The organism is Streptomyces bullii (assembly GCF_042657145.1).
In the GTDB taxonomy this organism is placed as follows: Bacteria; Actinomycetota; Actinomycetes; order Streptomycetales; family Streptomycetaceae; genus Streptomyces; species Streptomyces bullii.
In genome coordinates, this window is the sequence record NZ_JBHSNY010000002.1 from 17,819 (window position 1) to 42,688 (window position 24,870).

Below are 24,870 nucleotides of genomic sequence, written 5' to 3' on the forward strand. Positions count from 1 at the left end.
GGTCCGCGGCATGCCGGCCGACGGCCGGGTTCCGGCATGAAGGGGAGAGAGTACGGCGGCGTGAGGACAGCGGGACGCTCGGTGCGGGCACGGCTGAAGGACCGCGTCGCGGCGTCCGATCCCGGGCTGCTGCGGCTGACGGCCGGGCTGCGGACGGTGGGCGCCATCGCGCTGACGCTGGCCGTGCTCACCGTGCTGCGGTCCGACGTGACGCATCTGGTGGCCGGGGCGATGGCGGCGATGGCCGCCACGTTCGCCATCCGGGAGAAGCAGCCCGCCGCGCAGGCCGTCACGCTCGCGCTGGGGCTGCCGGTGGCGCTGGCGTCCGTGTCCCTGGCCGCGGTGCTGCACACGCGGGTCGTCGTCGGGGACGTCTTCTTCGTCGTGCTGATCTTCTGCGCGGTCTACGGCCGCCGGTTCGGCGACCGCGGCACCGCGCTCGGGCTGATCGCGTTCCAGGTCTACTTCCTGTCCCTCTTCGTCGGCGCCGGCCCTTCGGCGCTGCCGGAGCTGTGCGGGGCCGTCGCGGTGGCGTTCGTCTGCAGTGCCGTGGTGCGTTTCGCCGTGGTGCCCGCGACGCCCGCCCGTGTTCTGCTGGGGCTGCGCCGGGCGTTCCGGGCGCGCCTGGCCCAGCTGGTGACGGCGCAGATCGACCTGCTGGACGCCGGGCCGGACGAGGTCGACAAGGCGCTGGAGGCGGTGCGCGACGGCACCGCCCGGCTGCACGAGACGGCAATGATGATCCAGGGCCGTCTGGAGGAGGGAACGCCGGACGAATCCGTGGCCCGGCTGGTGCAACGGCGGATCGCGGACGCGGAGATCGCCGCCGAGCGGCTGGGCCTGCTCGTGCTGTCGGCGCGCAGCGCCGAGGGGGCCGACACGCTGACCCTGCACCTGCCGGGCGCGCCGGCCCCGTCGGTGGGCCGGCTGCCCGGGCCGGACCAGGCCACCGGCACGCTGCGCCGCGATCTCATGGCGCTGCGCATGCTGGTGGAACGGGCCGGGGACGCCGGGACCGGGCTGTCCCAGGTGCGCAACCGGCTGCTCGGCTACCGCGAGGAGGAGAACCTGCCGCCCGCCGCCCGGCCCGTGCAGGACGTGTTCCGGGGCGTCGGCGAGGCCGCCCGCGCGGTGTTGGGGCTGCGGATCGCCCTGGACGGGCCGCAGGACGAGTCGGACGACACGCCCGCCACGGCCCGCTCCCGGGAGGAGCTGGACGCCGAGGACGCCGCGATCGACGCCGAGGAGAGCGAGCCGGAGGAGGAGCGGACGGGGCTGCGCAGGCCCACCACGCGCGCCGCCGTCCAGGTCTCCGTGGGGTCGACGCTCGCCATCGTGGGCGGCGAGCTGCTGTCCGCGCAGCGCTGGTACTGGGCGGTGCTCACCTGCTGGATCGTGTTCCTCAATACCGCCTCCACCGGGGAGATCCTGGTCAAGGGCTATCGGCGGCTGCTGGGCACGGTGTTCGGCGTCGTGGCGGGCATCGTCCTGGCCGGTCTGGTCGGCCGGCACACTTGGACGGCGTTCGCGCTGGTGCTGCTGCTGATCTTCGCGATGTTCTACACGGCGCCGCTGTCCTACACGCTGATGTCGTTCTTCGTCACCGCGATGCTGGGGCTGCTCTACACGCTCCTGCACACCTACAGCCTGGATGTGCTCGTGCTGCGCGTGGAGGAGACGGCGCTGGGCGCGGCCTGCGGAGTCGTCGCGGCGGCCCTGGTGCTGCCGGTGAACACCGACCGCCGTACCAACGAGCTCCTCGGCACCGTCCTGGAGCGGCTCGCCGACGTCACCGACGCCGCCGTCGGCCAGCTCAGCGGCGGACCCGCCGACGACCTGCTGGACAGGGCGCGGGATCTGGACCAGGCGCTGGCCGACCTGCGCGCCGCCACCCAGCCGCTCACGCACCCGGTGACGCCGCTGCGGGCCCGCCGCAGCACGGCGCGGTACGTGGTCGCGCTGCTGGAGACCTGCGCGTACCACGCGCGGTCGCTGGCGGCGACGGCGGAGCTGCTGCCCACGCATCCCTCGATCGCGGCGGACCCGCGGCTGCGCGGGGCGACGCGGCGCACCGTGCGCAACATCCGCACGATCGCGGAGCGGGTCGCGGACGAGGACGCCGCCGCCGTGGTCACGACCGGCCCCAGCATCGCCTCGCTCCTGGAGTCCGACGCCTCCGGCACCTCTCGGTACGGCAGGATCACCGACCGGGTGCTGCGGCATCTGGAGCGCCTGGACGAGGCGGTGGTGGGTCTGGCCCGGCCGCTGAAGGTGCCGGTGGCGGCGCCCCGGGGCTGAGCCCCGGCGGGCGCGGGCCGGTCAGAAGTCGGTGGGCAGGCCACTGACCTCGGCTATGCCCCGCAGCTCCTCGTTCTGGCGGTGCCTCTCCCGGATGTAGTCGGCGATCTCGCCGAGCCGGACCGGGTCGGACGCGGTGGCCGCGTCGGTGACCACCCGCACGGGGCCGGTCTCGTCGACGTGAAGCTCGATCACCTCGTTGTCGAGGCGGCCGGTGACGGCGGTGGCGATGACCAGGGCGGCCTCGTCGCGGATCTCCTGCGGCAGCGCGTCGGTCTCCCCGCCGTCCAGTGCGAGGTCGAGGGTGGACAGACGCTGCTCGTCGATCGCGCGCAGCACCGGCTCCACCACACGCAGCAGGAGCCGGTAGTCCTCCGTGTCCATCCGGATGCGCAGGAGGTCCAGGTAGACGTCCACGGGCCGGCCGTCCGGCGGGATCTCGGAATCGCTCATGCGCTTCGTGTTCCCCGCACGCCGCCGCTCAGACCCGGCGCCATCGGGCCATCGCGAAGGAGAACACGCCGAACAGCACCAGACCGGCAGCGACACAGACCAGCAGCCACGGGCCGAGCGGGGTGTCGGCGAACGTGCGGAGGGTGTCGTCGAGGCCCTTGGCGCGGTGGGGTTCGGCGTCGACCGCGGCGCGCACGGCGAAGGCACCGGCCACCGCGAACACCAGGCCGCGAGCCGCTCCTCCGCCCACGCCGGTGACGTCCACCAGGCGCCGGATCCCGGGGCTCATCCGCCCGAGCTTCAGCTTGTCGTGGTACTTGCGGAGGACCGCCCGTACGCCCATGCCGACGCCCACGACGACGATCGCCGCGCCGGCCGCGCCCACCAGCCACTGCCCGGCGGGTGCCTCCAGCAGCCGGGCGGTGACGTCCCGGGACTGCTGGTCGCTGGATCCGCCGGAGTTGTTCCGGCTGGCCGCGAACGACAGCACGGAGTAAGCGACGAAGGTGTAGAACGCGCAGCGGGCCGTCGCCAGCAGCCGCTTCTTCGGCTTGCGGCCGTCCTTCCCGGCGGCGCCGAACAGCGCCTCCGACAGCCGCCACAGGGCCATCCCGACCAGCCCGATGCCCAGCGCCCACAGCAGCACGGCGCCGAACGGCTTGTCGGCGAGCTCGGCGAGCGCGCCGCCGCGGTCCGCCTGCCGCTCGCCGTCGCCGAAGGCGATCTGCAGTGCGAGGACGCCGACCAGCAGATAGATCACGCCTCGCGCGGTGAGGCCGGCCCGTGCGGCCCCCTCCGTCACCGAGCCGTTCGCCCGCCGGGCCTCGGCCCGCCCCGCCCGTGCCAGCACACGCGTGTTCATCTCGACCTCCCGGGATCCGGATGCCCCGGCTCGGCCCGCACACACGCGCGGCCGACGAGGCTCACAGCGGTCTGACCGGCGGCGCACTGTTCGCGGCCGGTCGGTGGGGCCGTATCCGGCGTGAGGCCGGTTGCCCACGGCCGACGCACGCGAGCGGGAGACCACAGGGCCTCCCGCTCGTGTGCGGGCAGGTACGGCTCTCCGCCCTCGCCGTCGTCGGCCACCGTTGTGCGGTCAGCCACGAGCGAGGGACTTGCTCGTCTTCTTGAGGGTTCTCAGCGCCCGGTCACCGGCGGCCGGTGCGCGGCGGCAGGCCCCGCACCGGCACGGGCAGGAGCACCCCTCCCCCGGGCAGGCGTGCCGGTGCTCACTCGGCCATCGACGCGGGGCGGGGCGTGGCCGCGAGCCAGCGGCGTGCCGCGTCGAGCGCCTGTCTCACGTCCCGCGTGCCGGTGGACACGCACAGCGTGTACGCCAGGTCGCGGGCCCGCGCGCTCGGCTCGGCCGAGCCGAGCGCTCCGTCGGCGGCCGACAGGGCCTCGTAGTCGTCGACCAGCCTGCGCAGCACGGCGGGGTCGGGCCTCAGCATGTGTCTCACTCACTCCTCGTCGGGTCGGGGGGCGGTCACGCCGTCGTGTGGCCGCCGGAGCCCCGGTTGCCCGGCCGCTGCCCCATCACCTCGTCGCGCACGCGGGCGCAGCTGCGGCTGATCAGGCGCGAGACGTGCATCTGGGAGATGCCCAGCCGGTCCGCGATGCGGCTCTGTGTCATGTCCTCGAAAAAGCGCATGTAGAGGATGGCCCGCTCGCGTTCCGGCAGGCGGCGCAGCCCTTCCTTGGCGGACTCGCGGTCGACCACCACGTCGTAGGAGGAGTCCGCCGCGCCGAGGGTGTCGGCGAGGCTGTAGCCGTCGTCGTCGGCCGACAGCTCGGCGTCCAGCGACAGCGTGCTGAAGCTGTCCAGGGCCTCCAGCCCGGCGCTGACCTCTTCCTCGGTCAGGCCCGTGTGGGCGGCGATGTCGGCGACGGAGGGCTCGGGGCTGCCCGGGTTCTGCGTCAGTTCACGGCGGGCCACCCGCACCTTGTTGCGCAGTTCCTGCACCCGGCGGGGCACCCGCAGGGCCCACATACGGTCCCGGAAGTGCCGCTTGACCTCGCCCGTGATGGTCGGCACGGCGTAGCTCTCGAAGGCGCCGCGGCTCGGGTCGAACCGGTCGATCGCCTTCACCAGCCCCAGGGCGGCCACCTGCCGCAGGTCCTCGAGCGACTCGCCGCGGTCGCGGAAGCGGCCGGCGATCCGATGGGCCATGGGCAGCCAGAGCGTGACGAGCTCGTCGCGGACGGCGTCACGCTCCGGCCCGTCCTCCAGTTCCGCCATTCGGGCGAAGAGTTCGGCGGTGTCGGGCGCGTCGTCGTGGCGCCGCCGGGGGGCGGTCTTCGTTTCGGGCGTGCCGGGACGGTTGGTCGGCGTATCGATCAGCATGCGGATTCGCTCCTGAACGGTCGTTTCAGGGACTTACCGCGGGAAGGCGCTGCCCGGATCACCAGGACGGCCCGGAGCAGCCATACCGCTCCCGCGAGGCGCGCCTCCGGTCCGAAGCACGAAACTGCGTCTGCCCCACCACCGGGGGAGCAAACTCCGCTTCGCCGCACAATCTTCTCGACTCCGCCGTTGCATGGTCAGTACAGGGGAACGACGGCGGTGATGCACTTGCCCCCCGAGGGCAGGTCCGACACCCGGACGTCGCGGGAGAGCCGGCACACGATCGGCCAGCCGTGGCCGCCGAGCCGTCGGCGGCCCTGGCGGTCGGTGGGCGGCTTGGTCACCGGCAGTTCGTCGCTGCGGTCGCTCACCGAGACCCGGACGCCGGGCCCGACGACGTCGACGCGGAAGTCCGTGACACCCCCGCCGTGCAGCATGGCGTTGGTCGTCAGCTCGGAGGCGACGAGCAGGGCGTCCGACAGGGCGGCGGCGTCGCACGGCCTGTGCGTGGTGCGGCAGCGTTCGGCCACGGCCCGTTCGACGGCCCGGCGCGCCTCAGCGGGTTTGCACGGTCGCCGCGGCCACCCGGCCCGCCGGTCGGCGCCCGGCGGCTCGAAGACTGATTCGGTCATGCGCTCCTCGCACATCCTGCAGCTCCCCGGTCAATGGAGTCAGAGGTCGTTGAAGTCGGAGATCGTCGAGGACTGAGGCCGGCTCCCCGGTCGGTGAGGACAGGCCGGGGAACCGGACGCGCCCGCGGCAATCCGCACGGGCGCCGCGCCTGGCCCGGACGCGGTTCCCCGGCCCTGCCCTGGCGGTCGGGACGCGTCTGTGAGCCCGGCGGGCCCTATAGACCGGCTGACCTTTCCCGGTACGGACAAACCTCCGGCATCCGCCAGATGCCTCTGATTCCGGCCAGCACGCGCCCGGGCCGACCGCGCTCACCGGCTGTTCCCCGCGGACCCGGGTACGCGCGCTGACCGCCCGCGCCCCGCAGAGCCCGCCGCGCGCCGTGCCCGATCTCTGCGCCGCGCGCCCATCCGCGCGATGACGGCCCGTTACGGGGGTACGCGAACGTCATGACCGATGTAGTGGACTCGGATGAACTGCTGCGACGTATCCAGCGCGCGAGGGCCTGCGCGGTGCAGGAGGAGCGGACGTGGCGCAGGAGGACCGACGAGTTGGGGGGATCAGACCCGGACGGGGCACGCGACGCCGCCGTTCGGACGATAGCCTACGAGGCCGTGCTGCGGGTGCTGGACGAGATCCTGACCCCGGGCAAGCACGCCGGGCAGGGCTGACCGGACCCCGCGGGCAGGGCATGCCGGAGCGCGCGCCGGGCACCTGGTGCCCATGACAGTCGACCACACCCGGGCACCGGTTCTGGAAGCGCTGGAGGACTACCGCCGCAAGGGACGGCTGTCGTTCACGCCGCCCGGACACAAACAGGCGCGCGGCGCCGACCCCGCGGTGCGGGACGTGCTCGGCGACGCGGTGTTCCTCGGCGACGTCCTGGCCTCGGGCGGTCTGGACGACCGGCTCACCCGGGGCCGGGTGCTGCAGCGGGCGCAGAGGCTGATGGCCGACGCGGTGCACGCCGAGCACACCTTCTTCAGCACGTGCGGGAGTTCCCTGTCGGTGAAGGCGGCGATGCTGTCGGTCGCGGGCCCTCACGAGAAACTTCTCATCGGCCGGGACGCCCACAAGTCCGTGGTCTCGGGCCTGGTCCTGTCCGGTATCGAGCCGGTGTGGGTCGAGCCCCGGTGGGACGCCGAGCGGCATCTGGCCCATCCCCCGTCCGCCGCGGACTTCGAGAAGGCGTTCGAGGCGCATCCCGACGCGCGCGGTGCCCTGGTCACCAGTCCCACCCCGTACGGCACGTGCGCCGATCTGCGGGCGATCGCCGAGGTGTGCCACCGGCGTTCGCTGCCGCTGATCGTGGACGAGGCCTGGGGCGCGCATCTGCCGTTCCATCCCGACCTGCCCTCCTGGGCGATGGACGCGGGCGCCGACATCTGTGTGACCAGCATCCACAAGATGGGCAGCGGCCTGGAGCAGGGTTCGGTCTTCCATCTGCAGGGCCGGCTCGTCCCTCCCGCGCTGCTCGGGCAGCGCGCGGACCTGCTCGGCACCACCAGCCCCTCGGCGCTGATCTTCGCCGGGCTGGACGGCTGGCGCCGGCAGATGGCGCTGCGGGGCAAGGACCTCATGGGTGCCACCCTGGAGCTGGCGGCCGAAGTCCGGGCCGCCATCGAGGAGATCGACGGGATGCACGTCAACGACCGGGACGACTTCTGCGGCCCGGGACTGGCCGACGACTTCGATCCGCTGCCCGTCGTCATCGATCTCGACGGGCTCGGGATCACCGGATTCCAAGCCGCGGACTGGCTGCGCGAGCACAGGGGCGTCGACGCGCATCTCGTCGACCACCGCCGCATCGGCGCGCAACTCACCCACGGCGACGACCGGGAGACGACCGGCGAACTGCTCGTCGCACTGCGGGACCTGGCACGGGCCGCGCCCGGCCTGGAGCGGGCCCCGCGTGTCGAGGTGCCGCCGCCCGACGAGCTGCGGATGGCACAGGCCCTGCTTCCCCGGGACGCGTTCTTCGGCCCGGCCCAGGACGTGCCGGTGACCGAGGCCGCGGGCCGGGTCGCGGCGGAGATGATCACGCCGTATCCGCCCGGCATCCCGGCCGTCCTGCCGGGTGAGCGGCTCACCGGGCCCGTGCTGCGGTACCTGCGCACCGGGCTGGCCGCGGGCATGCACCTGCCCGACCCGAGCGACCCCGAGCTGGAGACGATCCGGGTCGTCGCCCGGGACGCGGAGGGCGGCGTGTGACGACGAAGTGAAACAGGTCACTTGACCCGGTTCCGGTTGGGCGAATTCCCCCCGGGTGGTTTACCGTTCATCCATACGTGGTGACGGAGTCGACCTCAAGTCCTCCAACTACCACCTCTTACGGCCCTGGCTGGTGTCCCCCGTCCAGCCAGGGCTTTTTCATGCTCTTGCGCGGGCTGCCGAGGCCCGTGCGCACCGGGAGGCGGCGGGGACGGCGCGGCGCCCGGCGGCGCGAGGTCGTGCCGTACGCCGAGGTGCCCTGGGCGGCGGCAGCGGCTGAAATGGGCAGAGGGAAAGCCCCGGAACCGAAGGCCCGGCGAGGAGCCCCGCACCATGACCAAAGCGATCAAGCTTCTGACCGCCCTCCCCCCGCCCCAGCGACAGCGCTTGATGGAGCTCGCCCGGGAGGTGTCCTTCCCGGAGGACACCCGCATCTTCGAGGCGGGAGGCACGGCCGACCGCTTCTGGGTCATCCGCTCCGGCGCGGTCTCCCTGGACCAGCGGGTGAACTCCCTGCAACGGGCTACGGTGGCCAGCCTCGGCGCGGGCGATCTGCTCGGCTGGTCCTGGCTGTTCCCCCCGCACCAGTGGGACTTCGGCGCCGGGGCCTTCAGCCCCGTACGGGCCTACGAGTTCGACGCGGCCGCGGTGCTCAAGCTGTGCGACGACGATCCGCGGCTCGGGTTCGTGCTGGTGCGCTGCGTCGCGGAGATCCTCGCGCACCGGCTGGAGATGACCCGCGGCAAGCTCATGGAGCAGTACGCGATGCACCGGCGCGGCGCTCTGTAGACGCCCGCCGACACGGGCGCCGGGCCGGTCCCGCGCACCCGCACCGGCACCGGCACCGGCACCGGCACCGGCCGAGCGTGCCCGGTGCGGGCTCCCTCAGGTCCCGGCGATGAGCACGACGCCGAGGACGAGCATGGTCGCGGCGACCAGGCCGTCCAGGACGCGCCAGGCGGCGGGCCGGGCGAGGAACCGGCTCAGCAGCCGGGCGCCGAAGCCCAGCGCGGCGAACCAGCACACACTGGCCACGACGGCGCCCAGGCCGAAGGTCCAGCGCAGCGGGCCGTGGTCGGCGGCGACCGACCCGAGCAGGAAGACGGTGTCGAGGTAGACGTGCGGGTTCAGCCATGTCATCGCCAGGCAGGTGAGCACCGCCCGCCGCCGCGAGCCCGCGGCCTCACCGTCGGCCACCAGGGCGGCGCCCGGGCGGAACACCCGGCGGGCGGCCAGGGCCCCGTAGCAGAGCAGGAACGCCCCGCCGATCCAGCCGACCGCCGTGAGGGCACCCGGCCACGCCACGACCACCGCGCCGACCCCGCCGACGCCCAAGGCGATGAGGGTGGCGTCGGACAGGGCGCAGATGCCGACGACGGCGAGGACGGCGTCGCGGCGGATGCCCTGGCGCAGGACGAAGGCGTTCTGGGCACCGATGGCGACGATGAGGGAGAGGCCGGTGCCGAATCCCGCTGCCGCGGCGGTGAGAGAGCTGGTCATGGCCCCGACGCTACGGAAGCGATCACTCGGCGTACAGCTAAGGATTCTTACGTATCATTAGCCGTCGTGATGACCGACCTTCCGCTCGACCAGGTGCGGACCCTTCTCGCGGTGGTGGACGAGGGCACGTTCGACGCGGCCGCGGCGGCCCCGCACCTGACGCCGTCGGCGGTCAGCCAGCGGATCAAGGCGCTGGAGCAGCGCACGGGGCGGGTGCTGCTGCTGCGCACCAAGCCGGTCCGGCCCACCGAGTCCGGTGAAGTGCTGGTGCGGCTCGCCCGTCAGATGGCCCGGCTGGAACGCGACGCCTTCACCGAGCTCGGACTGAGCGGCGCCGGGGAGCCGACACGGGTGTCGGTGGCGGTGAACGCGGACTCGCTGGCGACCTGGTTCCTCGGTGCCCTCCGCCGGGTGCCGCAGGAGCCGCGGCTCAGTTTCGAGCTGCACCGCGAGGACGAGGACCACACGGCGGCGCTCCTGCGGGAGGGGCTGGTGATGGCCGCGGTGACCTCGTCCCCGGACGCGGTGCCCGGCTGCTCCGTGCGGGCGCTGGGACGGATGCGGTACCTGCCCGTGGCCAACCCGGACTTCGCGGCCCGCCACCTCGGCGGACCGCTGCGGGAGGTGCTGGTCGAGGCACCGGTGGTGTTCTTCGACCGGCGCGACGACTTCCAGGACGGTTTCGTGCGCGGGCTCACGGGCGGGCGCCACGAGGCAAGTGCGCGGCGGCACTACGTGCCGACGTCGGAGGGCTTCGCCGAGGCCGTCGCCGCCGGAATGGGCTGGGGAATGCTCCCGGAGGCACAGGCGGAACCCCTGCTGCGCGCCGGGCGGCTCGTCGAACTCGCCCCGGAACGGGCGGTCGACGTCCCGCTGTACTGGCAGCAGTGGAAACTCGACTCACCCGCACTGGCGGCCGTCGCCGAAGCAGTGACGACGGCGGCGCAGGAGGCGCTGCGCGGATAGGCGGAGGGCCGCCCGCGGCGGTGGACGCGGCCCTGCCCCCGCCCCCGGCGGCCGACCAGTGGTGCCCGTCGCTGTTTTGGCACGCGTCGACAGGTGACCCGAAAGGAGAAGACATTTGAAAGGGACGTATCTACTCCGATCGCAGGTGACTTTTCCATGGACAACTGGCGCAACCACGCCGCCTGCCGGCACGAGGACCCCGACCTCTTCTTCCCGATCGGCACCTCCGGCCCGGCCCTGTTGCAGACCCAACAGGCCAAGGCGGTGTGCCGACGTTGCCCGGTGCGTGAGGAGTGCCTGGAGTGGGCGCTCGACACGGGGCAGACCATCGGGGTGTGGGGCGGCACGAGCGAGACGGAACGGTGGGCGCTCAAGCGCCGCGCGGCGTCCCGCCGCGGTGCGGCCTGACCGGCACGGACGGGCCGCGGGCGGAGGCATGATGCCTCCGCCCGCGGCCCGCGGTCTCGCCCACTGGTTTCAGGGGCCGCCGCGGCGCAGCGGCCCCCACGGGTTCTCCTGCCGGTCCACCTCGGTCCGCGCCTCCTCGATCACCTGCCGGTCGATCCAGCACATCGGCCTGGCGTCGGTGACCAGCGGCTCGTTGTCCGGGCCGCGTGCCGTCTCCTTGCCCGTCAGGACCCAGGGCCGGACTCCCGGCCCCTTCTCGTGCGGCAGGTGGGCGTAGTCGTGCAGGCGGCGGGCCACCCACAGCCGTACCGGCCGGCCCTCCCACCACCCCTCCACGTCGAGAGGGTTGGCGGACAGGCCCGGCATGGGGACGCCGGTGAGGTCGTCGTTGCTGGACGGATCGGGAAGATCGGTCTCCGGACCCCGGGACCAGCGGACGTACAGGCCCTGGTGCCGTTCGACCAGGTCGGTGAGTTCGGTGAGTGTCCGCACGACCGGCAGGCCGTCCGATGTGTTCATGTCGTGACCTCCCTCGACGCCGTCAGGCGGACGGAGTACCCGCACGCGGCGAACGGAATCGGCTGGTCCACCCGGCGGTGCGCCGGGCGCCGGCCCCGCACCGCCGCAGTACGCTCACGGCACGCCCGCCTCCAGCCAGGAAGGCCCGACCGTGACCGTTCGTGTGCGCCGAGTCCAGGAACCGCCCGAGCCGGACGACGGCGTGCGGGTGCTGGTGGACCGGCTGTGGCCGCGCGGCGTGTCGAAGGACGCCGCCCGGGTGGACGAGTGGCCGAAGGCTCTCACCCCGTCGTCCGAGCTGCGCCGCTGGTACCACGCCGGTGAGGGGTCGTACGAGGAGTTCCGCGAGCGGTACGAGGCGGAGCTCGCCGCCCCGGAGGCGGCCGAGCTCCTGGACCACGTCCGCGAGCTGGCCCGCAAGGGCCCCGTGACGCTGCTGACCGCCGTGAAGACACCGCAGAGCAGCCACGCGGCGGTGCTCGCCCGTCTGCTCGGCGGGCCCTAGTTCTTCCCTAGGCCGTCTGCTCGGCCGCCGCCCGGCCCGCCGCCCGGCCCGAGAAGAGGCAGCCGCCGAGGAAGGTGCCCTCCAGCGCGTTGTAGCCGTGCACGCCGCCACCGCCGAAGCCGGCGACCTCGCCCGCCGCGTACAGACCGTCGATCGGGGTGCCGTCGGCCCCGAGGGCGCGGGAGTCCAGGTCGGTCTGGATGCCGCCGAGGGTCTTCCGGGTCAGGATGTGCAGCTTGACGCCGATCAGCGGGCCTGCCGCCGGGTCGAGGACGCGGTGCGGGGTGGCCACGCGGCCAAGGCGGTCGCCGATGTAGCGGCGGGCGTTGCGGATGCCCTGGATCTGGGCGTCCTTGGCGTACGCGTGGGCGATCTGCAGGTCCCGCGCCTCGATCTGGCGGCGGATCTCGGCTGCGTCGAGGAGGGGCTTGTCGGTCAGGCCGTTCATCTTCTCGACGAGCTGTTCGACCGTGGGGGCGGTCACGAAGTCCGCGCCCTTGCGCAGGAACGCGTCCACCGGTCCGGGCGCGCCCTTGCCCAGGATGCGTTCGCGCAGGAACCCGGCGCGGTCCTTGGCGGTGATGTCGGGGTTCTGCTCGGAGCCCGACAGCGCGAACTCCTTCTCGATGATCTTCTGGGTGAGGATGAACCAGGAGTGGTCGTAGCCCGCCGTGTCCTCCGTGGTGCGCAGGTGCCTGAGCGTGCTGAGGGTGTCGTAGCCGGGCAGGCACGGCGCGGGCAGACGGCGGCCGAGGGCGTCGAACCACAGGGAGGACGGCCCGGGCAGGATGCGGATGCCGTGGCCGGGCCAGATCGGGTCCCAGTTCCGCAGGCCCTCGGTGTAGTGCCACATGCGGTCGCGGTTGACCAGCCGTACCCCCGCCGCGGCGCTGATGTCGAGCATCCGCCCGTCGACGTACGCGGGGACGCCGGTGACCATCTCCTTCGGCGGGGTGCCAAGCCGTTCGGGCCAGTAGCGGCGCACCATGTCGTGGTTGGCGCCTATGCCGCCGGTGGTGACGATCACGGCTTGGGCGGTGAGTGCGAAGTCGCCGACCGGGTCGCGGTTGGAGGCGACGCCGCGGGGCGAGGTGTCCTCGGCCAGGACCGTGCCGCGCACCCCCCGCGCGGCGCCGCCGTCGAGGACCAGTTCGTCGACGCGGTGGCGGTGGTGGAAGGTGAGGAGCCCGTCGCGCGCGGCCTGCCGGGCGTAGCGGACGAACGGCTCGACGACGCCCGTGCCGGTGCCCCAGGCGATGTGGAAGCGCGGTACGGAGTTGCCGTGCCCGTGCGCCGTCAGGTCGCCGCGCTCGGCCCAGCCGACGGTGGGCAGGAACGTGATGCCGTGCCCGTCCAGCCAGGACCGCTTCTCCCCCGCCGCGAACTCGACGTATGCCCGGGCCCAGCGCACCGCCCAGGAGTCCTCGTCCGCCAGCCGGTCGAACTGCGCGCTGCCCCGCCAGTCGTTCCAGGCGAGGTCGAAGGAGTCCTTGATGCCGAGGCGCCGCTGCTCCGGCGAGCCGACGAGGAACAGCCCTCCGAAGGACCAGAAGGCCTGGCCGCCGAGGTTGGCGGCGTTCTCCTGGTCGACGAGGGCGACCCTGCGGCCCCGGCTGGTCAGTTCGTGCGCGGCGACCAGGCCGGCGAGGCCCGCTCCGACGACGATGACGTCGGCATCCATGGCGACCGTTCCCTTCCTTCGGTTCCTCAGTCCCGGTGGTGTCCGGGGATGCCGCTGCCGTCGGTCAGCAGGGCGGTGAGCAGTTGCTTGAGCCAGGCGCGGGCGTGTTCGACGTCGCGGTCCAGCAGCAGTTGGGTGGTGACGCCGTCGTAGGCGGCGACCACCGCGTGGGCGGCGCCGTCGGCGTCACCGAGGACGGCGGGCAGGGGGGTGTGTCCGCGGGCGCGGGCGAGGCGGTCGGCGATGGCCTGCCGCAGCCGCGCCCGGTGTTCGAGCAGCGTCCGGGCCACGTCGGGGTCGCGGGCGGCGTGCACGAGGAAGTCGGTCTTCACCAGCAGCCAGTCCCGGTCGAGGAGCAGCACCTCCGTGACGCGGTCCACGGCGGCGGGCACGTCGAGGTCGGGGCCGTCGACGGCGAGGGCGCCGGAGACCTGCTCCGCGATGAGGTCGGCCCGCTCCCGGTACAGGGCGAAGAACAGCTCGTCGAGGCTGCCGAAGTTGGAGTAGAAGGCGCCCCGGCTGTAGCCGGCCGCCTCGCAGACCTCCTCGATCGAGACGTGTCCGAACCCCTTGTCCGCGAAGACGGAGAACGCGGCGGCGAGCAGGTTCCCCCGCGTGCGGACGCGCCGCCTGGTCACCCGCCCGGTTGTCGTGCCCTCCGCCACCGCGCCCACCTCCGTTCAATACGGAAACGTATCCGATACAGCGGTGTATCGAAAGCCTGCGCCAGGACATGCGCCGGGCGAGCCCGCCCTTGGCCGGACGAGCCCTCCTTGATCGAACAAGTTCTCGAATCGACGGCTACGCTGGACGCATGGCCACGCACCACCTCCAGGGCTCCCTTTTCGATCAGACCGACGAGGTACGGCTGGGGCCTCTCGGCGGGATCAGCCGGACCGACCTCGGTTCCGGCGCCTGGATCGACGTCCTGCCCGGCTGGCTCAGCGGCTCGGACGCACTGTTCGAACAGCTGGCCTCCGACGTGCCGTGGCGGGCGGAGCGGCGTCACATGTACGACCACGTCGTCGACGTGCCCCGGCTGCTCGCGTTCTACGGCGCGCAGGACCCGCTGCCGCATCCCGTGCTGGCCGAGGCGCGCGACGCGCTGAGCGAGCACTACGCCGACGAACTCGGCGAACCGTTCACCACGGCCGGGCTGTGCTACTACCGCGACGGCCGGGACAGCGTCGCCTGGCACGGCGACCGGATCGGGCGGGGCGCGCGCGAGGACACGATGGTCGCGATCCTGTCCGTGGGCACGCCCCGCGACCTGCTGCTGCGCCCCATGGGCGGCGGCCGGGCGGCGGTGCGCCGTCCGCTGGGCCACGGCGACCTCATCGTGATGGGCGGCTCCTGTCAGCGCACCTGGGAGCACTCGATCCCCAAGAGCACGCGTGTCACGGGACCGCGTATCAGCATCCAGTTCCGCCCGCACGGCGTCGGCTGAGGCTCCGCCCAACCCCCGCGCGCAGCGGGGGGGTTGAGGCGCCCCACCGCTCCCCCGCCGGAGGTGATCTGCTTTGCTGGGTCCCGTCGGACAAGGACCTCACCACGCGGGGACGGCCATGCGGGCGGATGTGCACCAAGTCGCGGACGGCACCTACCTGGTGCACGGCTCCAACACCAACTGGGTGATCCTCAAGGAGGAGGACGCGGTCACCCTGGTCGACACCGGCTACCCCGGCGACCGTGCGCAGCTCCTCGCCTCGCTGGCGGCGGTGGGGAGTTCACCGGAGTCCGTCACGGCCGTACTGATCACCCACGCCCACAACGACCATCTGGGCTCCGCCGAGTACCTGAGCGCCACCTACGGCACACCCGTCCACCTCCACGAGGCGGAAGTGCCGCACGCGCGACGGGACTTCCTGCACCAGGTCTCCGTCGGCACGGTGCTGAAGAACGGCTGGCGGCCCGGTGTGCTGCCGTGGGCGGTGCACGCGCTCCGCTCCGGCGGCACGGCCCACATCCCGGTCGCCGCGCCCCGCCCCTTCCCCACCGAGGGCAAGCTCGACCTGCCCGGCCGTCCCGTGCCGGTCCACACCCCCGGCCACACCGACGGCCACTGCGCCTACCACCTGCCGGACGCGGGCGTACTGATCTCCGGCGACGCCCTGGTGAGCGGCCATCCCACGTCCCGGGTGAAGGGGCCGCACCTGCTGCCCGACATGTTCCACCACGAGCGCCCCCGGGCCGTGGCGTCCCTCGACGTGCTGGCCGGTCTGGAGGGCGATCTGCTGCTGCCCGGGCACGGGCCCGTCCACCGGGGCTCCGTGCGGGACGCGGCCCTCCTGGCCCGGGAGCGCGCCCTCTAAGGTGGTGCCGATCACCGGCGAGGCAAGGACACCCGACCCATGGCACTGCAGATCAGCGCGACGAACCCGGAGCACCCCGCGCTCCTGTTGGAGCTGCCGTGGCACCTTCCCCTGGAGGAGTGGCCGGAGGAGTACCTCGTACCGCTGCCGCGCGGCATCTCCCGCCACGTCGTGCGCTACGCCCGCGCCGGCGACGAGGTCATCGCCGTCAAGGAGCTCGCCGAGCGGCCCGCGCTGCGCGAGTACGAGCTGCTGCGCGACCTGGACCGGATCGGCATCCCGGCGGTCGACCCGCTCGCCGTGGTCACCGGCCGCACCGACCCCGGCGGAGCCCCGCTGGAGAGCGTCCTGATCACGCGCCACCTGCGCGGCTCGATGCCGTACCGGTCGATGTTCGAGACGACGATGCGGCCGGCGACCATGCACCGGCTGATGGACGCCCTCGCCGTGCTCCTGGTGCGGCTGCACCTGGCCGGGTTCGCCTGGGGCGACTGCTCCCTGTCCAACACCCTCTTCCGCCGCGACGCGGGCGCGTACGCCGCCTACCTGGTGGACGCCGAGACCGGCGACCTGCACCCGCAGCTGAGCAACGGGCAGCGCGAGTACGACCTCGACCTGGCCCGCGTCAACATCAGCGGCGAGCTGCTCGACCTGGAGGCCTCCGGGGCGCTGCACCCCTCCGTCGACCCGATCGAGTTCGGCATGGAGATCTGCGCCCGCTACCGCAGTCTGTGGGAGGAGCTGACCCGCACCTCCGTGTACCCGGCGGGCAAGTACCACTACATCGAGCGCCGGATACGCCGTCTGAACGAGCTCGGCTTCGACGTGGCCGAGATGCAGATCGAGCACGCCGCCAACGGCGACACCGTCACGTTCGTCCCCAAGGTCGTCGACGCCGGCCACCACCAGCGCCAGCTGCTGCGGCTGACCGGCCTGGACACCGAGGAGAACCAGGCGCGGCGGCTGCTGAACGATCTGGAGAGCTGGATGGCCACCCAGGACGACTACGCCCCCGGTGACCCCCTCGGCGCCCGCCCGGAGGTCCTCGCCCACCGCTGGGTGCGCGAGGTGTTCCGGCCGACCGTGCGGGCAGTGCCCTTCGAGCTCCGCGGCGACATGGACCCCGCCGAGCTGTACCACCAGCTGCTGGAGCACCGCTGGTACCTGTCCGAACGGGCCCAGCACGACATCGGGCTGGACGTGGCGGTGCGGGACTACATCGAGACCGTCCTCCCCAAGGCCCGGGAGACGCTGGAGCCGACGCCCGACGCCCTGGAGTCGCCGGCCGGCCCGCTGGAGCCGGCGGCGGAGTGACTCAGGTGTGCGGGACCACCGCCACCGGGCACTCCGCGTGGTGCAGCATTCCGTGCGCGACCGACCCGATGCGGGCGCCCACGGCCGTGCGGTGGGCGCGGCGGCCGACGACCATCAGCTGGGCCGTACCCGCCACCGACAGCAGCACCTGTCCGGCGCTGCCCATCTCGACGTGCTCCACCACATGCACGCCGGGGAAGCGCTCCCGCCACGGCTGGAGCGCCGTGGCCAGCGCCTTCTTCTCGTACGGCTCCAGTCCCCCGGCCTCGTCGAGGAGCTTGAGCGAGCCGGGGCTGTAGGCGAACACCGGCGGCAGGGTCCAGGCCCGCACCGCGCGGACGGTGGCGCCGCGCGCCGCCGCCGTCTCGAAGGCGAAGCCCAGCGCTGCGGCGCTGTCCTCCGGCGCGCCCTGCTGGCCGACAACAATCTCGTGCCCGGCGACCTCGTCCGACGGCCGGTCGCCGGCCCGGACGAGCACGACGGGCCGGGCGGCCTCCACGAGCACCTGCTGGCCGACGGAGCCCAGCAGGAAACCCATCACGCGGCCGTGGCCGCGGGTACCGAGCACCAGCATCTCGGCGTCGGCGGCCGCTGCGACCAGACTCTCGACGGTGTCGCCGCCCAGGACGTCGGTGGTCACGTCGAGGCCCGGGTGCCGTTCAGCGGCACCGCGGGCGGCCTCGGCGACCGCGTCCCGCGCCCAACGGGCCTGGGCGTCGGCGTCCCCGGCGTTGACCGCGTCGAGCGCCTCGTGCGGCTGGAACCGCCAGGCGTGCACCACCCGCAGCGCCACTCCGCGGCGGACGGCCTCCCGGGCCGCCCACGCCAGCGCGGCGAGGCTCTCCTCCGATCCGTCGACCCCTGCCGTGATCGGGCGTGTCATCCGAGCTGCCTCCCTGTGTCGCGGACACTGCGTGTGCCCCGGTGTCGGGGCCCAGTCTTCCCCACCCCTCCCCCACGACCGCTCGGCGGGAGCGGAGTGGCGAGCCGTGCTCCTCGCCGGCCGCGGGGGCGGCGAGCGCCGCGTCCTTGGGGTCGCGGCGCGGACGGGGGGCCGAGCGCCCCCGCGTATCGCGGGCGAAGCGGAACGCCCGACCATACGATGGGCGAAGGTCGGCGCGGGGCCGCGGTGGCACCAGGGCTCGCCGTGCCGTGAATCCGACCGGCTCGACGTGGGGGACGTATGGCACAGGCCGCCGACGCAGCGCGCACCGTCATCATGACCGTGGACGACGACCCGGGAGTCTCCCGCGCCGTGGCCCGGGATCTGCGACGGCGCTACGGGGCGTCGTACCGGATCGTGCGGGCCGAGTCGGGCGAGTCCGCCCTGCAGGCGCTGCGGGAGCTGAAGCTGCGCGGCGATCTCGTGGCCGTGATCCTGGCCGACTACCGGATGCCGCGGATGAACGGCATCGAGTTCCTGGAGCACGCGCTGGACGTGTACCCGGGCGCGCGACGGGTGCTGCTGACCGCGTACGCGGACACCGACGCGGCGATCGACGCGATCAACGTCGTCGACCTCGACCACTACCTGCTCAAGCCGTGGGACCCGCCCGAGGAGAAGCTCTACCCGGTGCTGGACGACCTGCTGCGGGCCTGGCGGAGCAGCGACCACCGGCCCGTGCCCGCCACCAAGGTCGTCGGGCACCGCTGGTCGGCGCGCTCCTCGGACATCCGGGAGTTCCTCGCCCGCAACCAGGTGCCCTACCGCTGGTACTCGTCCGACGAGCCGGAGGGGCGGCGGCTGCTGGCCGCCGCCGGCGAGGACGGAATGCGGCTGCCGGTGGTCGTCACCCCGGACGGCACGCCCCTGGTCGAACCGGAGGCCGTCGACCTCGCCGCCCGGGTCGGACTCGCGACGACGCCGACGGCCGACTTCTACGACCTCGTCGTCGTCGGCGGCGGCCCGGCCGGGCTCGGCGCGGCCGTGTACGGGGCCTCGGAGGGGCTGCGGACGGTGCTGGTGGAGCGGTCGGCGACCGGCGGGCAGGCCGGGCAGAGCTCCCGCATCGAGAACTACCTCGGCTTCCCGGACGGCGTGTCGGGCGCGCAGCTCACCGACCGGGCGCGGCGCCAGGCGGCCAAGTTCGGCGCCGAGATCCTCACCGCGCGCGAGGTGACCGGACTTGAGGTGAGCGGCGCCGCCCGGATCGTACGGTTCTCCGACGGCTCGGCGGTCGCCGCACACAGCGTGATCCTGGCGACCGGCGTGTCCTACCGGCAGCTCCAGGCGCCCGGCTGTGAGGAGCTGACCGGCTGCGGCGTGTTCTACGGGTCGGCGCTGACGGAGGCGCCCTCCTGCCACGGGCAGGACGTGTACATCGTGGGCGGCGCCAACTCCGCCGGTCAGGCGGCGATGTACCTGTCCCGGGGCGCCAAGTCGGTGACGCTGCTGGTGCGCGGGGAGTCCCTGGCGGCGTCGATGTCGCACTACCTGATCCAGCAGATCGAGGAGGCGCCGAACATCCTCGTGCGCACGGGGACGGCCGTCGAGGCCGCGCACGGCGACGGCCACCTGGAACGGCTGACCCTGCGCGACGTGGCGAGCGGAGCGACCGAACACGTCGACGCCCAGTGGCTGTTCGTGTTCATCGGGGCGGCCCCGCTGACCGGCTGGCTGGACGGCACGGTGCTGCGGGACGAGCGCGGGTTCATCCTCGCCGGGCCCGATCTGACGCCCGACGGGCGGCCGCCGGCGGGCTGGGAGCTGGACCGGCCGCCGTACCACCTGGAGACCAACGTCCCCGGCGTGTTCGTGGCGGGCGACGCCCGCGCCGAGTCCGCCAAGCGGGTCGCGTCCGCCGTCGGAGAGGGAGCCATGGCCGTCATGCTCGTCCACCGGTATCTGGAGCAGTCGTGAGCGGGCGGCCGGTGCCGTGCAGCCCGCAGGAGATCGGCTCCCTGTTCCTGTTCGAGAAGCTGACGCCCGAGCAGCTGGGCCGGCTGTGCGCCGAGGGACGGGTGGAGAGGTTCGAGCCCGGGCCGGTGTACGCCGAGGGTGACCCCGCGACCTGCTTCTACGTGATGATCGAGGGCACGGTGGTGCTGTCCCGCCGGGTCGGCGGGGACGACGTGGAGGTGACCCGGACCTCGCAGCGCGGGGTGTACGCGGGCGCGATGCAGGCCTACCTCGGGGACCGGGTGCGGCAGGTCTACACCAACTCGATGCGGGTGACCGAGCCGACGCGGTTCTTCGTGCTGCCGGCCGACACCTTCGCGAGCGTCATGCAGGAGTGGTTCCCGATGGCGGTCCACCTCCTGGAGGGGCTGTTCTTCGGCTCGAAGAACACCCAGCGGATGATCGGGCAGCGCGAACGGCTGCTGGCGCTGGGCTCGTTGTCGGCCGGACTGACCCACGAGCTGAACAACCCGGCCGCGGCGGCCGTACGGGCCACGGCGACGCTGCGCGAGCGGGTCGCGAAGATGCGGCACAAGCTGCGGGTGATCTCCGCCGGGACCTATTCCCGCGAGACGCTGGCCAACCTCATCGACATCCAGGAGCGCACCGCCGAACGCGTCGCCAAGGCGACCGCGCTCAGCCCGCTGGAGGCCGCGGACCGCGAGGACGAACTCACCGACTGGCTCGACGACCACGGCATCCCGGAGGGCTGGCGGATCGCGCCCACCTTCGTCCAGGCGGGCCTGGACGTCGACTGGCTGGACCAGGTCGCGGCGGCGGTGGACGAGGAGCTCCTGCCGGGCGCGGTCGGGTGGCTCAGCTACACGGTCGAGACCGAGCTGTTGATGGACGAGATCGAGGACTCCACCAGCCGCATCTCGCACCTGGTCGACGCCGCCAAGCAGTACTCGCAGCTGGACCGCGCGCCCTACCGGGTCGTGGACGTCCACGAACTGCTCGACAGCACGCTGGTGATGCTCTCGGGCAAGATCGGGGAGCGGATCAAGGTCGTGAAGGACTACGACCGTACGCTGCCGGGCGTCCCGGCGTACCCGGCGGAGCTCAACCAGGTGTGGACGAACCTGATCGACAACGCGGTCTCGGCGATCAACAGCGCGGGCGGGGAAGGGACGCTGACCGTGCGGACGGGGCGGGAGCACGACCGGCTGCTGGTGGAGTTCCGCGACACGGGGACCGGGATCGCGCCGGAGATCCGCGGGCGCGTCTTCGATCCCTTCTTCACGACCAAGCCGGTGGGTGAGGGCACCGGGCTGGGACTCGACATCTCCTGGCGGATCGTGGTCGACAAACATCACGGCGGGATCCAGGTGGAGTCCGAACCCGGGGACACGCGGTTCCAGGTGCTCCTTCCGCTCACCGCCCCAGAACCCGACACGTCGGAGGAGCCGGTATGACCAGCGGAATCGACCCCAGTGCCCCGCCGAGCGGCACGGGGTGCGTCGAATGCGAGGCCGACGGCGGATGGTGGTTCCATCTGCGGCGGTGCGCCCAGTGCGGGCACGTCGGGTGCTGCGACAGTTCGCCCGCGAAGCACGCGACGGCTCACTACCGGGACACCGGGCACCCCCTGGTCCAGAGCTTCGAGCCCGGTGAGGACTGGTTCTGGGACTACGCGTCGAACGCGCTGTACGAGTCCGGGCCCGATCTGGCGCCGCCCGTGAGTCACCCCGCGGACCAGCCGGCTCCGGGGCCGGCGGGGCGGGTGCCGGTGGACTGGGCGAGGACGTTGCGCGCCTAGGACGGGATCTTTCGTGCGGCGGCGGCCGCGGGTCGTTCGGGGCGGTCGCGCGGTTCCCCGCACCCCTGCCGTCATGCGTGACATGACAGGATGGACGGTGTGTCGCCGACCTCCTTCCCCACGCCGCTCGTCGGGCGGGACGACGAACTCGCCCGGCTCACCGAGGTGCTGGAGCGCGCCCGTGGGGGTGAGGCCCGGGCCGTGCTGATCGCGGGGGACGCCGGGGTCGGCAAGACGCGGCTGCTGGACGAGGTGACCGGGCGGGCCGCCGGGGCGGGGACGACGGTGGTCACCGGGCACTGCGTCGACCTCGGGGACGTCGGACTGCCGTACCTGCCGTTCACGGAGGTGCTGGGGCGGCTCGCGGGCGACGAGCGGTTCGCGGGCGTCCTGGCCGCGCATCCCGTGGTCGACCGGCTGCTGGGCGCGGGGACCGACGCCGCGCGGGATGTGGACGGGCGACTGCGGCTGTTCGAAGGGATGGCGGGGCTGCTGGCCCGGGTGGCGGACGTGGCGCCGCTGCTCCTCGTGCTGGAGGACCTGCACTGGGCCGACCAGTCCTCCCGCGACCTGCTGCGGTTCCTGCTCGGACGCGGCACCTTCCAGCGGTCCGCGGCCGGCGCCCCCGCCCACCGGATCACGGTGCTCGCCTCCTACCGTTCGGACGACCTGCACCGCCGTCACCCGCTGCGCCCGCTCCTGGCCGAACTGGTGCGGCTGCCCGCCGTCGAACGGCTGGAGCTGCGGCCGCTGCCGGACGGCGACGTGGCCAGGCTGGTGCGCGCCCTGGGGCCCCGCCCGCTGCCTGACCCCACGGTCCGCCGGATCGTCGAACGCGCCGAGGGCAACGCCTTCTACGCGCAGGAACTGCTCGCCGCGACCGACGCGGAGGCGGGCGGCGTGCCCAGCGGTCTGGCCGACGTGCTCCTCATCCGGTTCGAGCAGCTCCCCGAGACCGCGCAGCACGTGGTGCGCACGGCCGCCGTCGCCGGGCGCCGGGTCGAACACGACCTGCTGAGGGAGGCGGTCGGGCTGCCCGAGGAGGAGCTGGAGGCGGCGCTGCGCGAGGCCGTCGGGCGGCAGCTGCTCGTCGCGGGCGACGACGACACCTACTCCTTCCGCCACGCCCTGGCCCGCGAGGCGGTCTACGCCGATCTGCTCCCGGGGGAACGGGCCCGGCTGCACGGCGCGTTCGCCCGGCTGCTCGCCCGCCGCGGACACCGCGGCGAGAGCGCGGCGGAGCGTGCCCACCACTACCGGGAGAGCCACGACCTGGCCGAGGCACTGGCCGCCTCACTGGAAGCCGCCGACCACGCCCAGCGGGTCGGTGCGCCCGCCGAGGAGCTGCGGCACCTGGAAGCGGCCCTGGACCTGTGGCCGGCGGTGGATCCCGCCGCGCGTCCCTCGGGCGGCGGCGTCGGCCCCGTCACGCTCACGCTGCGCGCCTCGGCCGCGGCGGCCCACGCCGGCGAACTGCACCGCGCGGTGGCCCTCACCCGGTCCGCGCTGGCCGACCTCGGCCAGGACGCCGATTCCGACCTGGCCGCCCGGGTCCGTTACACCCTCGCCGGGAACCTGCTGAACGTCGACAGCCTCACGGCGGCCTACACCCACAGCAGCGAGGCGCTGGCCATGATCCCCGACGAGCCGGCGTCCGCGACATGGGTGTGGGCGGCGGCCACGCACGTCATCGCGGCGCGCCAGGTCGGCGCGACCGGCACCGCCGTGCCCGTCGCGCGCCGGGCCCTGGGCGCCGCCGAGCGCCTGGGCCTGACCGACGCCCAAGCCGACCTCCTGGTCTCCCTGGCCACTGTGGAGGACGGCGGCCGTGGCACGCCCGGGGGACGTGAGCGGCTGCTGCGGGCCCGGGAGTTGGCGCGTGCCTCGGGCAACGCGCCGGTCGAGCTGCGCGCGCTGTTCCACCTTGCGATGGGCCACTACGAGTCCGGTGACCTGGAGGAATGCCTGCCCTGGCTGACGGAGGGACTGGAGCGGGCACGCCGCGCGGGGCTGCTGTCCTCGCCGTATCCGCAGGAGATGCGGTACCTGCGGCTGCTGGTGCTGTACACGCTGGGCCGGTGGGACGAGTGCGGCCGGGCGGCGGCGGCCGACGCCGAGGTGCTGCCCGTGACCGCCGGGTACACGGTCGGGCCCGCGCTGTACGTGGCCCTCGCGCGGGGCGACTTCGGGGCCGCCGACCGGGCCCGTGCCCTGCTGGAGGGGCCGTTCGACTGGTTGGCGACGCTGGTGGCGGGCATCGTGCTGACCGACGCGGCCGCGCTGCGGGGCGATCCGGACGAGGCCGTCGGCCGGCTGCGGTCCACGGTCACGGCCCTCACCGACGCCGCGGGCACCCGCCCCGACGTCACGGTCCGGCTCGCCGCGCTGGCGCTGTCGGCGGTCGCCGACGCGGCGGCCCGACTGCGCTCGTCCGGCGACGAGGCCGGGGCCCGGCGCTGGGCGGACACCGCCGACGAACTCGTGGACCTGGCCCGCGCCACGGCCGGCCAGGGCGAGGACGGCAGGCCGCAGGGGCCGGAGGGGCAGGCGTGGCTGGCCCGTAGCGAGGCGGAGTGGGCGCGGGCCGTGTCCGGGCCGGACGTGGCGGCCTGGGCGAAGGCGGTGGAGGCGTTCGGCTTCGGCGACGTCTACGAACGGGCGCGCTGCCGTCTGCGGTACGCCGAGGCGCTGCTCACCGCCGAGCGCCGCGCGGAGGCCGCCGTGGAGGCCCGTGCGGTCCGGGAGAGCGCCGACCGGCTCGGCGCCACCCCGCTGCGGGAGCGGGTGGACGCCCTGGTCCGCCGCGGCCGTCTGTGGGACACGCCGCCCGGTGCGGGACACCGGGCGGTGCTCACCGCGCGTGAGCAGGACGTGCTGCGGCTGCTCGCGCTCGGCCGCAGCAACCGGCAGATCGGCGAGGAGCTGTTCATCAGCGGCAAGACGGCGAGCGTGCACGTCTCCAACATCCTGGCCAAACTGGGCGCGTCCAGCCGCACGGAGGCCGTGGCGATCGCCTACCGGGAGGCCCTGATCACTCCGGCACCGACCACCTCGGGCTGACCGGTCGGCGG

General features: G+C 73.7%; 24 protein-coding genes. 14 read left to right on the top strand and 10 right to left on the bottom strand.

Going from position 1 to position 24,870, the window contains the following annotated elements; genetic code table 11:
• The first annotated feature begins 60 nt into the window (after window positions 1-60).
• Window positions 61-2,298, top strand: coding sequence for an FUSC family protein (locus ACFPZJ_RS04265; protein ID WP_381017393.1), 2,238 nt, complete (start codon window positions 61-63; stop codon window positions 2,296-2,298).
• Between the two features lie 21 nt (window positions 2,299-2,319).
• Here the strand turns inward: ACFPZJ_RS04265 and ACFPZJ_RS04270 are convergent, their stop codons facing one another.
• The 5 genes from ACFPZJ_RS04270 to ACFPZJ_RS04290 form a co-directional block, all read right to left on the bottom strand.
• A complete protein-coding gene (locus ACFPZJ_RS04270; RefSeq protein WP_381017396.1) occupies window positions 2,320-2,751 on the bottom strand; it encodes a hypothetical protein in 432 nt (143 codons plus the stop codon).
• Window positions 2,752-2,779: 28 nt separating this feature from the next.
• Complete coding sequence (locus ACFPZJ_RS04275; protein WP_381017398.1) at window positions 2,780-3,613, bottom strand: DUF1206 domain-containing protein; 834 nt, start codon at window positions 3,611-3,613, stop codon at window positions 2,780-2,782.
• Between the two features lie 367 nt (window positions 3,614-3,980).
• Window positions 3,981-4,202: a DUF5133 domain-containing protein gene (locus ACFPZJ_RS04280; RefSeq protein ID WP_381017400.1), complete on the bottom strand. Its 222-nt coding sequence runs from the start codon at window positions 4,200-4,202 to the stop codon at window positions 3,981-3,983.
• A 35-nt stretch (window positions 4,203-4,237) separates the two neighbouring features.
• Window positions 4,238-5,095 (bottom strand): RNA polymerase sigma factor SigF, encoded by an 858-nt coding sequence (locus tag ACFPZJ_RS04285; RefSeq protein ID WP_381017404.1) that lies wholly within the window; start codon window positions 5,093-5,095, stop codon window positions 4,238-4,240.
• Between the two features lie 197 nt (window positions 5,096-5,292).
• The gene (locus ACFPZJ_RS04290; RefSeq protein WP_381017406.1) at window positions 5,293-5,742 is read right to left on the bottom strand and encodes an ATP-binding protein; all 450 of its coding nucleotides are present in this window, start codon (window positions 5,740-5,742) and stop codon (window positions 5,293-5,295) included.
• Window positions 5,743-6,174: 432 nt separating this feature from the next.
• Here ACFPZJ_RS04290 and ACFPZJ_RS04295 point away from each other — a divergent pair, with 432 nt between their 5' ends.
• The 3 genes from ACFPZJ_RS04295 to ACFPZJ_RS04305 all read left to right on the top strand — a co-directional run bounded on the left by ACFPZJ_RS04295 (window position 6,175) and on the right by ACFPZJ_RS04305 (window position 8,725).
• A complete protein-coding gene (locus ACFPZJ_RS04295) occupies window positions 6,175-6,396 on the top strand; it encodes a hypothetical protein (protein WP_381017409.1) in 222 nt (73 codons plus the stop codon).
• A 52-nt stretch (window positions 6,397-6,448) separates the two neighbouring features.
• Entirely contained in the window at window positions 6,449-7,936 is a 1,488-nt protein-coding gene (locus ACFPZJ_RS04300) for an aminotransferase class I/II-fold pyridoxal phosphate-dependent enzyme (RefSeq protein WP_381017411.1), read from the top strand.
• Window positions 7,937-8,269: 333 nt separating this feature from the next.
• Window positions 8,270-8,725, top strand: coding sequence for a cyclic nucleotide-binding domain-containing protein (locus ACFPZJ_RS04305; protein ID WP_381017413.1), 456 nt, complete (start codon window positions 8,270-8,272; stop codon window positions 8,723-8,725).
• A gap of 96 nt (window positions 8,726-8,821) precedes the next feature.
• Here the strand turns inward: ACFPZJ_RS04305 and ACFPZJ_RS04310 are convergent, their stop codons facing one another.
• The gene (locus ACFPZJ_RS04310; protein ID WP_381017416.1) at window positions 8,822-9,436 is read right to left on the bottom strand and encodes a LysE/ArgO family amino acid transporter; all 615 of its coding nucleotides are present in this window, start codon (window positions 9,434-9,436) and stop codon (window positions 8,822-8,824) included.
• Window positions 9,437-9,505: 69 nt separating this feature from the next.
• On the opposite strand from ACFPZJ_RS04310, the gene ACFPZJ_RS04315 reads away from it, so the two are divergent.
• The gene (locus ACFPZJ_RS04315; RefSeq protein WP_381018953.1) at window positions 9,506-10,402 is read left to right on the top strand and encodes a LysR family transcriptional regulator ArgP; all 897 of its coding nucleotides are present in this window, start codon (window positions 9,506-9,508) and stop codon (window positions 10,400-10,402) included.
• Window positions 10,403-10,558: 156 nt separating this feature from the next.
• A complete protein-coding gene (locus ACFPZJ_RS04320) occupies window positions 10,559-10,810 on the top strand; it encodes a WhiB family transcriptional regulator (protein ID WP_381017418.1) in 252 nt (83 codons plus the stop codon).
• Between the two features lie 69 nt (window positions 10,811-10,879).
• Here ACFPZJ_RS04320 and ACFPZJ_RS04325 read toward each other — a convergent pair whose 3' ends face one another.
• On the bottom strand, window positions 10,880-11,329 hold the full coding sequence (locus ACFPZJ_RS04325) for a DUF6098 family protein (RefSeq protein WP_381017421.1): 450 nt from the start codon (window positions 11,327-11,329) through the stop codon (window positions 10,880-10,882).
• 151 nt (window positions 11,330-11,480) lie between these two features.
• Between ACFPZJ_RS04325 and ACFPZJ_RS04330 the strand changes: the two genes are divergently transcribed.
• Window positions 11,481-11,834 carry a DUF488 domain-containing protein gene (locus ACFPZJ_RS04330; protein WP_381017424.1) on the top strand — a complete coding sequence of 118 codons (354 nt, stop codon included), beginning with the start codon at window positions 11,481-11,483 and terminating at the stop codon, window positions 11,832-11,834.
• Window positions 11,835-11,841: 7 nt separating this feature from the next.
• Here ACFPZJ_RS04330 and ACFPZJ_RS04335 read toward each other — a convergent pair whose 3' ends face one another.
• Both ACFPZJ_RS04335 and ACFPZJ_RS04340 read right to left on the bottom strand, forming a co-directional pair.
• Window positions 11,842-13,515, bottom strand: a complete 1,674-nt coding sequence (locus ACFPZJ_RS04335; protein ID WP_381017426.1) for an FAD-binding dehydrogenase — start codon at window positions 13,513-13,515, stop codon at window positions 11,842-11,844.
• A 26-nt stretch (window positions 13,516-13,541) separates the two neighbouring features.
• The gene (locus ACFPZJ_RS04340) at window positions 13,542-14,153 is read right to left on the bottom strand and encodes a TetR/AcrR family transcriptional regulator (protein WP_381017429.1); all 612 of its coding nucleotides are present in this window, start codon (window positions 14,151-14,153) and stop codon (window positions 13,542-13,544) included.
• Between the two features lie 176 nt (window positions 14,154-14,329).
• On the opposite strand from ACFPZJ_RS04340, the gene ACFPZJ_RS04345 reads away from it, so the two are divergent.
• From ACFPZJ_RS04345 to ACFPZJ_RS04355, 3 genes are all read left to right on the top strand, one after another.
• Window positions 14,330-14,962, top strand: a complete 633-nt coding sequence (locus ACFPZJ_RS04345) for an alpha-ketoglutarate-dependent dioxygenase AlkB (protein WP_381017432.1) — start codon at window positions 14,330-14,332, stop codon at window positions 14,960-14,962.
• Between the two features lie 118 nt (window positions 14,963-15,080).
• Window positions 15,081-15,827, top strand: a complete 747-nt coding sequence (locus tag ACFPZJ_RS04350) for an MBL fold metallo-hydrolase (RefSeq protein ID WP_381017435.1) — start codon at window positions 15,081-15,083, stop codon at window positions 15,825-15,827.
• Between the two features lie 39 nt (window positions 15,828-15,866).
• Window positions 15,867-17,141: a DUF4032 domain-containing protein gene (locus ACFPZJ_RS04355; protein ID WP_381017437.1), complete on the top strand. Its 1,275-nt coding sequence runs from the start codon at window positions 15,867-15,869 to the stop codon at window positions 17,139-17,141.
• A gap of 1 nt (window position 17,142) precedes the next feature.
• Here ACFPZJ_RS04355 and ACFPZJ_RS04360 read toward each other — a convergent pair whose 3' ends face one another.
• Window positions 17,143-18,024 (bottom strand): universal stress protein, encoded by an 882-nt coding sequence (locus ACFPZJ_RS04360; protein WP_381017440.1) that lies wholly within the window; start codon window positions 18,022-18,024, stop codon window positions 17,143-17,145.
• Between the two features lie 300 nt (window positions 18,025-18,324).
• On the opposite strand from ACFPZJ_RS04360, the gene ACFPZJ_RS04365 reads away from it, so the two are divergent.
• The 4 genes from ACFPZJ_RS04365 (at window position 18,325) to ACFPZJ_RS04380 (ending at window position 24,859) form a co-directional block, all read left to right on the top strand.
• Window positions 18,325-20,001: an NAD(P)/FAD-dependent oxidoreductase gene (locus ACFPZJ_RS04365; RefSeq protein WP_381017443.1), complete on the top strand. Its 1,677-nt coding sequence runs from the start codon at window positions 18,325-18,327 to the stop codon at window positions 19,999-20,001.
• Window positions 19,998-21,455 (top strand): ATP-binding protein, encoded by a 1,458-nt coding sequence (locus ACFPZJ_RS04370; RefSeq protein ID WP_381017445.1) that lies wholly within the window; start codon window positions 19,998-20,000, stop codon window positions 21,453-21,455. Before ACFPZJ_RS04365 ends, ACFPZJ_RS04370 begins: the two co-directional genes overlap by 4 nt.
• On the top strand, window positions 21,452-21,799 hold the full coding sequence (locus ACFPZJ_RS04375) for a UBP-type zinc finger domain-containing protein (protein WP_381017448.1): 348 nt from the start codon (window positions 21,452-21,454) through the stop codon (window positions 21,797-21,799). The genes ACFPZJ_RS04370 and ACFPZJ_RS04375 overlap by 4 nt, the downstream gene beginning before the upstream one ends.
• A 90-nt stretch (window positions 21,800-21,889) precedes the next feature.
• Window positions 21,890-24,859, top strand: coding sequence for a helix-turn-helix transcriptional regulator (locus ACFPZJ_RS04380; protein ID WP_381017450.1), 2,970 nt, complete (start codon window positions 21,890-21,892; stop codon window positions 24,857-24,859).
• The last annotated feature ends 11 nt before the right edge of the window (window positions 24,860-24,870 follow it).

Coding starts and splice junctions, on each gene's coding strand:
- ACFPZJ_RS04270 (WP_381017396.1), bottom strand. CDS start 2,751: ATGAGCGATTCCGAGATCCCGCCGGACGGCCGGCCCGTGGACGTCTAC.
- ACFPZJ_RS04275 (WP_381017398.1), bottom strand. CDS start 3,613: ATGAACACGCGTGTGCTGGCACGGGCGGGGCGGGCCGAGGCCCGGCGG.
- ACFPZJ_RS04280 (WP_381017400.1), bottom strand. CDS start 4,202: ATGCTGAGGCCCGACCCCGCCGTGCTGCGCAGGCTGGTCGACGACTAC.
- ACFPZJ_RS04285 (WP_381017404.1), bottom strand. CDS start 5,095: ATGCTGATCGATACGCCGACCAACCGTCCCGGCACGCCCGAAACGAAG.
- ACFPZJ_RS04290 (WP_381017406.1), bottom strand. CDS start 5,742: ATGTGCGAGGAGCGCATGACCGAATCAGTCTTCGAGCCGCCGGGCGCC.
- ACFPZJ_RS04295 (WP_381017409.1), top strand. CDS start 6,175: ATGACCGATGTAGTGGACTCGGATGAACTGCTGCGACGTATCCAGCGC.
- ACFPZJ_RS04300 (WP_381017411.1), top strand. CDS start 6,449: ATGACAGTCGACCACACCCGGGCACCGGTTCTGGAAGCGCTGGAGGAC.
- ACFPZJ_RS04305 (WP_381017413.1), top strand. CDS start 8,270: ATGACCAAAGCGATCAAGCTTCTGACCGCCCTCCCCCCGCCCCAGCGA.
- ACFPZJ_RS04310 (WP_381017416.1), bottom strand. CDS start 9,436: ATGACCAGCTCTCTCACCGCCGCGGCAGCGGGATTCGGCACCGGCCTC.
- ACFPZJ_RS04315 (WP_381018953.1), top strand. CDS start 9,506: ATGACCGACCTTCCGCTCGACCAGGTGCGGACCCTTCTCGCGGTGGTG.
- ACFPZJ_RS04320 (WP_381017418.1), top strand. CDS start 10,559: ATGGACAACTGGCGCAACCACGCCGCCTGCCGGCACGAGGACCCCGAC.
- ACFPZJ_RS04325 (WP_381017421.1), bottom strand. CDS start 11,329: ATGAACACATCGGACGGCCTGCCGGTCGTGCGGACACTCACCGAACTC.
- ACFPZJ_RS04335 (WP_381017426.1), bottom strand. CDS start 13,515: ATGGATGCCGACGTCATCGTCGTCGGAGCGGGCCTCGCCGGCCTGGTC.
- ACFPZJ_RS04345 (WP_381017432.1), top strand. CDS start 14,330: ATGGCCACGCACCACCTCCAGGGCTCCCTTTTCGATCAGACCGACGAG.
- ACFPZJ_RS04350 (WP_381017435.1), top strand. CDS start 15,081: ATGCGGGCGGATGTGCACCAAGTCGCGGACGGCACCTACCTGGTGCAC.
- ACFPZJ_RS04355 (WP_381017437.1), top strand. CDS start 15,867: ATGGCACTGCAGATCAGCGCGACGAACCCGGAGCACCCCGCGCTCCTG.
- ACFPZJ_RS04360 (WP_381017440.1), bottom strand. CDS start 18,024: ATGACACGCCCGATCACGGCAGGGGTCGACGGATCGGAGGAGAGCCTC.
- ACFPZJ_RS04365 (WP_381017443.1), top strand. CDS start 18,325: ATGGCACAGGCCGCCGACGCAGCGCGCACCGTCATCATGACCGTGGAC.
- ACFPZJ_RS04375 (WP_381017448.1), top strand. CDS start 21,452: ATGACCAGCGGAATCGACCCCAGTGCCCCGCCGAGCGGCACGGGGTGC.
- ACFPZJ_RS04380 (WP_381017450.1), top strand. CDS start 21,890: ATGGACGGTGTGTCGCCGACCTCCTTCCCCACGCCGCTCGTCGGGCGG.